The organism is Nocardia sp. NPDC052316, from assembly GCF_044547795.1.
Classification (GTDB): domain Bacteria; phylum Actinomycetota; class Actinomycetes; order Mycobacteriales; family Mycobacteriaceae; genus Nocardia.
On record NZ_JBIUBB010000002.1, the window covers coordinates 419,046 to 431,128 of the forward strand.

A 12,083-nucleotide genomic window follows, 5' to 3' on the forward strand; every position below is an offset into this window, starting at 1 on the left:
AACCGCTGGTACGAGCTGTTACGTCCGCGTCGAGGCCGGTGGAATCGAGAACGTATCCAATCACGACTTCCTCCCCCCGAGCACCTGTGGAGATCTGATCTTGCTCACCACGCGGACAGCGGCCTCATTGCCGCCGGCGCGGTGTCGTTCGCCGAAGTCATCCAGTTCAACGGTTCGTTGAAGCCATCGGTTCAACGGGGGCACGACGTTATCCATTGTTCCGAATTGTCTTCAGGGGCCGGCATGTCGACACGCGTCGACTCGTCGTCATCGGCTTGCCGGGCTCGCCTATACCCTACCTGGCGCTGCGGCCCTGGGTAGGGGGTGTTTTTGGGACACGAATCGCAAACTACGCATGTGACCTGCATGGATACCGGCGGACGGCAATGCAAGATCGAACATAGGGGGAGGCGGGAATTCGGTTCCCCGCGGCTGCGCTCGCCCGCGCGCAGCAGTTTCGGCGACGGCGCCAACGCCCGGATGATCACAAGGGCGAACAGTACCCGTTCGCACGTCGAAAGATCCTGCTGTCGAACATGTTTCGGCGGACCCCGCGCCACATCGATGGCAGCGGAGCCTGGCCAGGGCTTATCCAACGCATGGGAGCCGCGGTGCGTGCGTCCGCGGCCGGCTTCTTCGCAGGCTTACGTCTCCGGGGTGTCGTCTCGCTCGGATTCGTGCCCCGGGTGTCCGGGGTCGGCGGTATTTTGCAGCGCCTGGAGCAGCCGATCGATCGCGGTCTTCGGGAAGACCAGCTGATACCCCTCGGTGTGGCTGCGTGCGCGCTTCAGTTCGATGCCGAGCCGGTCGAGCTCGGTGACGAGATCGACGACCGACCGATGTTTGCGGGCCAGATTCTGGAGTGCGCTGACGCCGCTCTCGACGTCGTCGTCCACCACTGGTGCGGCGGGCTGCTCCTCGGCGGGCGGTACGAGCGTGCCGCCGTGATACAGCGCCGCGGTCGCACTCCCGGCCGGCAAACCCAGGGCTTCGAGTGCTCTGTTGTACTTCGCCTCCGTGGTCGCGCTTATCGTGTCGACTTGCCCGCTTTCGATCCGGGACTGAACATTCCGCGTAGGACCTCCCAGGTCATGGATGAGCTGGTGTGTTACCAGGTCATCAGGAAGATTTCGCTGCCGGAACGCTTTCAGCTGCCGTCCGAACCGCTGTCCAGCCGACTCGACTTTATTACGCTTCACGGTCTCGCTGGCGCCCAATTCGTCGCCCATGGGAAGCATCGTACCACTTGTTTGCGCAGAGCTGGTCATCATGCACACCTGGCGCGGCGTAGCTCGGTCTCGGTGTGCCGCAATAGTAAGACCGTGCCCTTACGGCACGTGTCGGCCCCGAATAGCGTCCACGACGATGCGCATCGGGGCCGCTGCGACGCACATCGATGCACACGGATGTATTGACATGAGTGGTTGTGGTCGTTAAATTCTGTCCATGAGTGCGGATCTGGGCACTTGACGTGAGGTGGGCACCGATCATGTGGACGTTCAGCGCGACGAGAACTACTCCCGATGACCTGATGCCTGCCTGCGCCGACCAGTCCTACCGGCTCATCGACCACGACGCGTCGCATGCTCGGCGTCTGTTCAGCTCGAGCCGACCATCGCACGATCGTGGATCGCGTGCTCACTCTGTTGTATTGAGTTCGGCCAACGATGTCGGTGCCGCTGCTTGCCGCAGCCGACGGGATATGGCCGATACCGGGTTCGGTAACGGCCGGGAATGCGCAACCGCCCGGCCGGCGACCGAAAGTCATTCGAATGGCGACCATCTCGTTGCAACAGTCATGTTCTTCGAGGGGGGAACATGACCGCCGGTGATCAATCAAGCCTGTCCGATATCGCCTCGCACACGGGATCGATGCCGCCAGTGCGTGCATCGCCACTGCCCAGCGGGTGGTCGATATAAATCCTGATCGGCTCGCGGGCAACAAATGGCGTTGCCCGCGATGTCGATAGTTGTGTGGTTACAAAACGAAGGTAATGCGATGGAATCTGTGCACAGCTCCTCGATCGAGGCCGAGTCGACCGCGCACGAGGGCATAGCCGTCGTGGGAATCGGTTGCCGGTTTCCAGGACAAATTTCCGATGTGAGCGACTTCTGGCAACTGCTGCTCGACGAGCGGGATGCGGTCCGAGAGGTCCCCGAGGACCGGTGGTCCGGCGCTGCCTTCTACGACCGCGATGCGGCCAGGCCCGGTCATCTGCGCACGCGATCGGGCGGATACCTCGACGACGTCAGTTCGTTCGACGCGCAATTCTTCGGCATCACACCACACGAGGCCGCGCGGATCGACCCGCAGCAGCGCCTCTTCCTCGAAACGACCTGGGAAGCCTTGCAGGACGCGGGCATCGTCCCGGAAAACCTGGCGGGCACCAAGACCGCTGTCTACGCGGGCGTCTCCGGCCACGATTACGGCATCATCCAGCTCAACCCGGAGAACCGCTACCTCATCGGCGGCCACACGATGACCGGTGTCACCAACTGCATCGTGGCCAACCGCGTCTCCTACCTGCTCGACCTGCGCGGGCCGAGCATGACGGTGGATACCGCGTGCTCGTCCTCGCTCATCGCAATCCACCTGGCCTGCCGCAGCATTCGCTGCGGTGAGGCGACGATGGCGATCGTCGGCGGCGTCAGCACGCTGCTCATCCCCGAGGCGACCATCGGATTCAGCCAGGGCACCTTCCTCTCGCCGGAGGGCCGGTCCAAGTCGTTCAGCGAGAACGCCGACGGCTACGTGCGCAGTGAGGGCTCGGGCACCATCGTGCTCAAGCCGCTGTCCGCGGCCATCGCCGACGGCGACCGGATCTACTCGGTGATCCGCGGCAGCGCGACGAACCAGGACGGCCGCACCAACGGCATCTCCGTGCCGAGCGAAGAAGCGCAGGCGCAGATGATCGAGGACGCCTGCCGCGACGCCGGTGTCGCGCCAGCCGACATCAGCTACGTCGAGGCGCACGGCACGGGCACCTCGGTCGGCGACCCGATCGAGGCCCGCGCGCTCGGTAAAGCCTTGGCGCCGGGGCGTAATGGGCACGGCCCCTGCATCGTCGGCGCGGTGAAGTCGAACCTCGGCCACCTCGAGTCGGCGGCTGGCATCGCGGGCGTCATCAAGGCGTGCCTGGTGCTCGCCAACGGCGAGATTCCGGCGAACCTGCACGCGGCGGTACCGAACACCTCGATCCCGTTCGAGGAGCTGGGTCTGCAACTGGCCCAGTCCCGGCAGGCGTGGCCGAACGGGCGCCCGCGGCTGGCCGGTGTGAACTCCTTCGGGTTCGGCGGATCCAATGCCCACGTGATCCTGGAGGGCCCGCCGGAAGGCGTGGCGAACGAGCAGCCGGATGCGGCAGCTGCGAACGCGGACACGATGACCGAGCGTTCGGCGACCGACGTGGCCGAGCCGGTGCTGTTCGCGCTGAGCGCCAAGACCAAGGACGCGCTGCGCGCCTACGCCGACAGTTACGCCGACTTCCTGGCCGAGCCCACCACGAAGCTGTCCGCCATCGCGGCGACGCAGGCGAAGACGCGGGCGCACTACGACCATCGGCTCGCCATGGTGTGTTCGTCCACCGACGAGCTACGCGACGCGCTGCGTGAGGTGGCGCGGGGCGCGTCGCCCGAGGTGCTGCGCACCGGCGTGAAGGCGCCCACCACAACGAATATCGCCTTCGTGTTCTCCGGCCAGGGCCCGCAGTGGTGGGGCATGGCGCGCGAACTGCTCGCCACCAACGCGGTGTTCCGCCAGACCGTCGAGCGGGTCGACGCCGAGCTGAGCAAGTACGCCGACTGGACCGTCACCGAGGAGCTCGGTCGCGACGAGGCCGACAGCCGGATCGGGGAGACGTTCATCGCCCAGCCCGCCGTCTTCGCGGTGCAGCTCGGGCTGGCCGCCGTGTGGCAGAGTTGGGGCATCGTCCCCGCGGCCGTGGTCGGGCACAGCATCGGTGAAGTCGCCGCGGCGTGTGTGTCCGGAGCGTTGTCGTTCGAGGACGCGGTGCGCGTCATCTTCCACCGCAGCCGGGTACAGCAGCAGGCCTCCGGCAAGGGCAAGATGCTCGCGGTCGGCCTGACGCACAGCGAGGTGGAGGAGCGGGTCGCCGGGTATCGCGGGCGGGTCGCCATCGCGGCGCTCAACGGCCCGCAGTCGGTGGCGCTGGCCGGTGATCCGGACGCGCTCGAGGAGATCGAGCGCGAGCTGAGCGCCGAGAAGATCTTCTGCCGCATGCTGCAGGTCAGCGTGGCCTTCCACAGCCACCACATGGATCCGCTGCAGGACGAACTGATCTCGTCGCTGGAAGGTCTCACCTCCGGCCCGGCGACCATCCCGATGTACTCCACGGTCTCCGCGGACATCGTGCCGACCGGTGGACTCGACGCCGAGTACTGGTGGCACAACGTGCGCGAGCCGGTGCGGTTCGCGCCCACCATCGATCGCCTGATCGAGGATGAGCACCTGGCATTCGTGGAGCTCGGCCCGCACCCGATCCACGCGACCGCCATCTCGGAGCTGCTCGCGCAGCGCAACGTCGAGGGCGTCGCCGTCGCCTCGCTGCATCGCAAGCAAAGCGATCGCGTCACCCTGCTGTCCTCGCTGGCCGCGTTGTATGCCGCCGGGTTCGACCCGGCGTGGGGCGCCCTGTTCGACGGAGCCGGCGAGCGCGTACCGGTGCCGTTCTACCCGTGGCAGCGTGAAACCTATTGGGTGGAGACGCCTTCGGCGCGCGAGCGGCGCTTCCCGTCGCTGTCCCATCCGTTGGTCGGTGACCAGGGCCGCGTCGCGGACGAGCCGGACAAGCACGTGTGGGAACTGGTGCTCGACCCGGCCGTGTACCCCTGGCTCGACGACCACCGGGTGCAGGGCCCCATCGTCTTCCCCGGCGCCGCCTACCTGGACATGGTCCTCGGCTGCGCGGAAGACGCGTTCGGGCCCGGCCTGTACTCGCTCGAGGACGTCGAGTTCCGCCGCGCGCTATTCGTCTTCGACGACCGCCCGGCCCCCGTCGTCCAGGTGGTGCTGACCCAGTCGATGCACTACTCGGTGTACAGCCGCCAGGACGGCGACAAGGACTGGACCCTGCATTCGGTCGGCACGCTGCGCCGCGGCGCCCCCGCCACCGAACTGCCGGTGCCGTTCGCCGAGCTCGAGGCGGAGTGCCCGCTCGAGATCGAGCCCGCGAAGGTCTTCGCCAAGCTGCGCAACAACGGCCTGATGCTGGGCCCGACGTTCAAGGCGATCACCAAACTCGGCTACGCCGAGCTCAAGTCGCTCGGCCGGATCGATACCCCCGCGGCCCTCGAGGACGAGGCGCCCCGGCACGCGATTCATCCGGCGGTGCTCGACTCGTGCTTCCAGTCGCTGTCCATCTCGATGGGCAACGACCCGAACAACGAGGACAAGACGCTCTACCTGCCGGTCGAGGTGAAGCGGCTCAGCTTCTACGCCAAGGCCAGCGGTCGGGTGTACTGCTACGGGCGCGCGCAGGTCAGCGAAGACCCCGCGTACTGCCACGGTGATCTGTGGATCGTCAACGAAGACGGAACGCTCGTAGCGGAACTCGAAGGTTTCCGCGGCAAGTCCATCACCACGACCACCGAGGACAGCGACGCGCTGCTGCAGTGGCTCTACGAGTTCCGCTGGCATCAGGCGCCGGTGCGCACCAAGACCCGCCTGCCCGGCGCGCTGCCCTCGGTCGAGGCCCTCGACACCGCCGTCGAGCCCCTGGTCGACGAGCTGCGGTACTGGTCGGTCAACCGCGAATACCACGCGGGCACCGAGGCGGTGATGGACCGGCTCTGCATCGGGTACGTGACCGAGGCGTTCTACCAGCTCGGCATGGACCTCACCGCGGGCAGGCGTTTCACCCTCACCGAGCTCGCGACCGAGATGGGCGTGCACGACAAGCACCACCGCTACCTCGCGCGCCTGCTGGAACTGCTGTCCCAGCACGGCATCACCGAGAAAGACGGTGACGCATGGCGGCTGCTTGTCGTGCCCGAGCGGTTCGACACCGCGGCCGAGCTCGCCAGGCTGAAGGAACAGCACTCCGAATGCGAGCCCGAACTCGCCGTGCTCGGCCGCTGCGGCACCGACGTGGCCGCGGTGCTGCGCGACGACGTGAACCCCATCGAGCTGATCTTCCCCGAGGACGAGTTCCAGTCGGTCGCCGACCTGTACGGTCCGTCGTTCTCGTTCGGCAAGGCCAACCGCATCGTCAGCAAGGTCGTCGCCGAGTGCGTCGCCGCGCTGCCGAGCGACCGGCCGATCCGGGTGCTCGAGATCGGCGCGGGTACGGGTGGCACCACCCCCTACGTCCTGTCCGAGCTGCCGCCGGAGCGTGCGGAGTACGTGTACTCCGACATCACGCAGCTGTTCCTCGGCAAGGCGCGGCATCGCTTCAGCGACTACGACTTCATCGACTACCGGGTCCTCGACATCGAGCACGACATCGAGGGCCAGGGCTTCGACCCGCACTACTACGACATCGTGGTGGCCTCGAATGTCGTGCACGCTACCGCGAGCCTGACCGCCACTTTGGAGAACGTGCAGCGCCTGCTGACCTCGCAGGGTCTGCTGCTGGTCGTCGAGGCGACGGTGCCGCCGCACTGGGTCGACCTGACCTTCGGCATGACCGAGGGCTGGTGGAAGTTCAGCGACCACGACGTGCGGCCCGACTACCCGCTGATGCGCGAAGCGAAGTGGCGGGAGTTCCTGCCGAGCATCGGATTCGAGGGTGTGCAGATCTTCTCCGATATGGCGACACCGGAGGAGACCGGCAACGCGGTGATCCTGGCGCGCACCCAGGCCATCGACCTCGCGCCGCACCAGCCGCGCATCGATCCGGCGCCCTGGGTCGTGCTCGCGGACGCCGACGGCGTCGGCGAACGCTACACCGCGCTGCTCGGCGAGGCAGGCGCGTCCGGCGTAATCGTCACGCGCGGTGCCGAATTCGAGCAGGTCGACGCGCGTACCTTCCGCGCCGACCCCACCAGCAGCGCGGATCTGCAGCGCGTGTTGGAGCAGGTGCGGGCCGACGCGGGCGATGTGGCCGGCGTGCTGCACCTGTGGAACCTGGACTTCGCGGGGACCGAGCTGACCACCGAGCTGCTGTCCGCGGTGGAGAGCGACGGCGCCTACAGCGTGATCGCGGCGGCCCAGGCCGTCGAGGAGCTGGACTGGGTGCAGGCCCCACGGCTGTGGGTGGCCACCTCGGGCGCCCACGTGCTGGATCGAGCGGAACGTGTTGCGCTGAGCCAGGTTCCGAGCTGGGGCATCCTGCGCGTGACGCTGAGCGAGCACAGCAGTCTGCGTGCGAAGATCTTCGACTTCGACCCGGCCGCGTCGGCCGAGCAGCGGGCCACCCAGCTCTTCGATGAGCTGCTGCACGTGGACGCGGCGGACGAGGAGATCGCCTTCCGCGGCGAGACCCGGTTCATCGACCGCCTCGAGCATGTCTCGCTCGCCGAGTTCGAGGCCTCGGTCGCGACTCCGGCGAAGGTATCGGACGAGACCCCGTTCGCGTTGGCGGTGCCCGCCGAGCCGGGAGTCGAGCAGCTGCGCTACGAAAGGCAGGAGCTGCCTGCCCTTTCCAGCGGCGAGATCGCTATCCGGCCACTGGCCACCGGTCTGAACTTCCGCGACATCATGCTGACCCTCGGCCTGCTCTCGGCGGGTGCGACCTACGGCGGGTTCTACGACAACAACCTGGGCGTGGAGTGCGCAGGCCTCGTCACCGAGGTCGGACCCGACGTGACCGGAATCGCGGTGGGCGACCGCGTGGTCGCCTTCGCCCGCGGCTGCTTCGGCAACCTGGTGGTCGCCGATGCCCGGCGGGTGTACCCGGCACCGGCGAGCCTGTCGGATGTCGAGGCCGCGACGCTGCCGATGGCGTATCTCACCGCGTGGTACGCGCTGGTGGAAGTGGGCAGGCTGCGCGCGAGCGACCGGGTGCTGGTGCACGCGGCCGCGGGCGGCGTCGGCCTGGCCGCGGTGCACATCGCGCAGTCGTTCGGCGCGACGGTCGTCGCCACCGCTGGCAGCGAGGAGAAGCGGGATTACCTGCGCTCGTTGGGCATCGAGGACGTGTTCGACTCCCGGTCGCTCGACTTCGCCCAGGAGATCCGGCAGCGCTACGACGGTGTCGACATCGTGCTGAATTCGCTGCAGGGCGAGACGATTCCGAAGAGTCTCGAGCTGCTTCGCCCCCGCGGCCGCTTCCTCGAGATCGGCAAGAAGGACATCTACGACAACTACAAGCTGGGTCTGAAGCCGTTCGGCAACAACCTGAGCTACTCGGCGATCGACATCGACCGGCTGCTCGGCGAGGATCCGGCGCTGTGCCGCGAGGCGATGACCAAGGTCATCGAGGCGGTGAACGCGGGCACCCTGCCCGCGCTGCCGCACACCGATTTCGACGCGACCGAGGTGGCCGCGGCCTTCCGGTACATGGTCACCGCCAAGCAGATCGGCAAGATCGTCGTCGAGTACCGGCCGGACACCGAACTGCTGGTGCACCCGACCTCCGACGGCGCGGAGACCTTCGACGCCGACGGCACGTACCTGATCACCGGTGGTTACAGCGGTTTCGGTCTGCGCACCGCCGAGTGGCTGGTCGAGAAGGGCGTCCGCACGGTAGTGCTGGTCGGCCGCCGCGGCCAGATCGACGAGGAGAACGCGGCGCCGATCGAGGCGATGCGGGCCCAGGGCGTCAACGTGGTGCTCGAGCGGGCCGACGTGTCCATCGAGGCCGAGGTCGAGGGCCTGCTCGAGCGGATCGCCGCGCTGCCGCCGCTGCGTGGGATCTACCACGCCGCAATGGTTCTCGCGGACGGACCGCTGGCGGGCATGACCGAGGAGCAGTTCCTGCGCACCGTGCAGCCCAAGGTCGACGGCGCGTGGCACCTGCACAACCACACCCGCCACCTCGCGCTCGACGCGTTCGTCATGTACTCGTCGATGAGCTGGAACGTCGGCACCCCCGGCCAGGCGAACTACGCGGCGGCCAACGGGTTCCTGGAAGCCCTTGCCACGCACCGCCGTGAGCTCGGACTGCCCGCCCTGACCGTGAACTGGGGCGCCCTCGCCGAGGTCGGGTTCGTCGCACGCAACAAGCTCGACACCCTGGCCCGGCTCGGCTGGACGCCGATCCTGCCGGACCACGCGCTCGACTTCGTCGGTCGGTGCCTGGCCCAAGGTGTCACGCGTACCAGCGTTTTCGGGGTCAACTGGGCGAAGATGAACCAGGTCATGCCGATCATCCGCAGCTCGCCACGGCTGGCTCATCTCGCGCTGGCCGACACCGTCGGCACCGCGAGCGCGGGCGGCACCGAGGGCCTGCGCGCCGAACTGCTCGAACTGGAAGAGGACGCGCGCCAGCCCAGGCTGGTCGAGGCCTTGTCCCAGCAGATCTCGCGGATCTTCGACATGCCGATCGACCGTCTCGCGCACGACGTCGCGCTGACCGACCTCGGCATGGACTCGCTGATGGCGGGTCAGATCCGCAACGCGCTGGCCAAGCACCTCGACATCGACTTCCCGACCATGGGGCTGATGCGCGGACCGACGCTCATCGAGCTGTCGAACGAGGTCCTCGCCCAGGTCTTCGGCGAGGCGACCGGTGTGCTGCCCGCAGTGGCGGAGAACGCGGGCCCGCAACGCTGGATCCACACGGTGAAGGGCCGGTCGAGCACCGCGTCGCTGCGCGTGTTCGCCCTGCCGTTCGTCGGTGGTGGGGCCTCGGTCTTCACGCCGTGGCCGAACTTCCTGCCCGACACCGTCGAGGTGGTGGGCATCCAGTACCCGGGCCGCGAGGATCGGGTCAACGAGGTCCCGATCGACTCGATGCCCGAGTTCATCGAGGAACTGGCCGACGCCATGTTGCCGCACCTGGACCGCACCTTCGCGATCTACGGGCACAGCATGGGCAGCCTGCTGGCCTACGAGCTCACCAAGTACCTCGAGCAGAACTACGCCGAGGTGCCGCTCAAACTGATCATCGGCGGCTGGCCCTCACCCGCCCTGGTCGAGAGCTACGTGCGGAACCTGAAGCACATCCGCGACGGCTTCGACATGGACCGGGAATCCGACAGCCGGGTGCTGCAGGTGTTGCGCGACAACGAGCTGCTCACCATCCCGGTCGAGGACGAGGCCTCGGTGAAGCCGATGATGCCCGCGGTGCGGGCGGACCTGAAGATGCTCGGCGACTACCGCTTCGAACACGGTGTCGCGTTGCGGGCGCCGATCACGGTGCTGCGCGGTGCGGAGGACCACCTGTTCGAGGCCGACCAGCTGCAAGGCTGGGAGAAGTTGACCAGCGGCAGGTTCGAACTGAAGACCGTGCCCGGCGGCCACCTGTTCATCCAGAACCCGAGTTCCCAGGTGATGCGGACGATCGCCGACGAGCTGTCCGCCGACGACGCCTTCCCGTCCTTCACCAGCCTTTTCGAAGAGCGCTGACCAGCTCGAACGGAGTAGAACGATGAAACCGATCGAACGATACGACGTGGTGGTGTGCGGCGGCGGCCTGGCGGGGTTGACCCTGTCGCGCCAGCTCAAGCGGACCATGCCCGACCTGACGGTGCTTGTACTGGAGCGGACCGCGGGCGACATCCCGGACGGGGCCTACAAAGTCGGTGAGGCGACCGTCGAGGGCGGCGCGCACTACTTCACCGAAAAGCTCGGCCTCACCGGATATTTCAACAAGCAGCACCTGCACAAGCTCGGCCTGCGCCTGTTCTTCGGTGACCAGCACGGGCCGTTCGAGAACCGGCCCGAGATCGGGGCGCGACGGTTCCCGCGGGTGCCGTCCTATCAGGTCGACCGCGGCATCTTCGAGCGGGATCTGCGGCGTGGCGCCAAGGATCTCGGCATCGATCTGATCGAGCAGGCCAAGGTGACCGAGATCGACCTGGCCGACGGCGAGGACGATCATGTGGTCACCTACGAGGTGGCCGGCGAGGGGGAGCGTTCGGTGCGTACGCGCTTCGTCGCCGACGCCTCGGGTCGCGGAAAGCTGTTGCAGCGCAAGCTCGGCCTGAGTGCGCCGAGCCCGCACAAGATCAACGCGGCCTGGTGGCGCCTGCGCGGCGAATACGACGTCGAGGTGATGGCGGACGCGAAGAACCCGAGCTGGTATCCGAAAACCCAAGAGCGCCGGTGGTTCTCCACCAATCACCTGATGGGCACCGGGTACTGGGTCTGGATGATCCCGCTGGCCTCCGGCAACACCAGCATCGGCATCGTGACCGACGAGCGCATCCATCCGTTCAAGACGTACTCGACGGAGACGAAAGCCAAGCAGTGGATCGCCGAGCACGAGCCGACACTGGCGAAGTTCACCGAGAACGCCGAGCTGCTCGACTTCCTGGTGCTGCGCAACGCGAGTTACGCCTCGACGCAGGTCTTTTCGCACAATCGCTGGGCCTGCGTCGGTGAGGCGGCGGTCTTCCTGGACGCGTTCTACAGTCCGGGCTCGGATTACATCGCCTACACCAACACCATCACGACCAGGATGATCGAGCTCGACCGCAAGCGGGCGCTGACGGCCGACGTCGCGCAGACCTACAACCGGCTGCTGCTCGAGGATCTGTGGCCGAACTACCTGCAGATGTACAACGACAACTACCAGATCTTCGGGCACGCGCCCGCGATGTTCACCAAGGTCATGTGGGATACGTCGTTCTACTGGGCGCTGCCTTCGCAGATGTTGTTCCGTGACCTGCTCACGAACACCGACGCGGCGGCGGAGTTCCACCCCATCGCGCAACGGTTCCTCGGCATCCAGACGCGCATGCAGGCGAATCTGCGGGCCTTCGCCGCACAGGCCCCGCAGCCGGACAAGTACCTGTTCGTCGAGTACAGCAAGGTACCGATCTGCGCCCAGCTGCACCTGGATCTGCTCACCGACAAGACGCCCGAACAGACCTTCCGCGATATGCGCGGCAATGTCGACCGGCTGGAGGCGTGGGCGGACTCGTTCGAGCAGGAGATCGCCGCGAAGGTGGATCTGCCCGCACCGCAGGCCGAGCCCGCGTTGCAGGCATCCGTCCAGTAAGCGTTCGTCCAACGACAC

General features: G+C 67.1%; 3 protein-coding genes. 2 read left to right on the forward strand and 1 reads right to left on the reverse strand.

The annotated features are described in order from the left end of the window. Positions 1 to 644: 644 nt before the first annotated feature. A complete protein-coding gene (locus ACIHA7_RS08925; RefSeq protein ID WP_397287238.1) occupies positions 645 to 1,268 on the reverse strand; it encodes a hypothetical protein in 624 nt (207 codons plus the stop codon). A gap of 731 nt (positions 1,269 to 1,999) precedes the next feature. Between ACIHA7_RS08925 and ACIHA7_RS08930 the strand changes: the two genes are divergently transcribed. Both ACIHA7_RS08930 and ACIHA7_RS08935 read left to right on the forward strand, forming a co-directional pair. Continuing rightward, positions 2,000 to 10,468, forward strand: coding sequence for an SDR family NAD(P)-dependent oxidoreductase (locus tag ACIHA7_RS08930; protein WP_397287240.1), 8,469 nt, complete (start codon positions 2,000 to 2,002; stop codon positions 10,466 to 10,468). A gap of 22 nt (positions 10,469 to 10,490) precedes the next feature. Continuing rightward, on the forward strand, positions 10,491 to 12,065 hold the full coding sequence (locus tag ACIHA7_RS08935; RefSeq protein WP_397287242.1) for an NAD(P)/FAD-dependent oxidoreductase: 1,575 nt from the start codon (positions 10,491 to 10,493) through the stop codon (positions 12,063 to 12,065). The last annotated feature ends 18 nt before the right edge of the window (positions 12,066 to 12,083 follow it).

Coding starts and splice junctions, on each gene's coding strand:
- ACIHA7_RS08925 (WP_397287238.1), bottom strand. CDS start 1,268: ATGACCAGCTCTGCGCAAACAAGTGGTACGATGCTTCCCATGGGCGAC.
- ACIHA7_RS08930 (WP_397287240.1), top strand. CDS start 2,000: ATGGAATCTGTGCACAGCTCCTCGATCGAGGCCGAGTCGACCGCGCAC.
- ACIHA7_RS08935 (WP_397287242.1), top strand. CDS start 10,491: ATGAAACCGATCGAACGATACGACGTGGTGGTGTGCGGCGGCGGCCTG.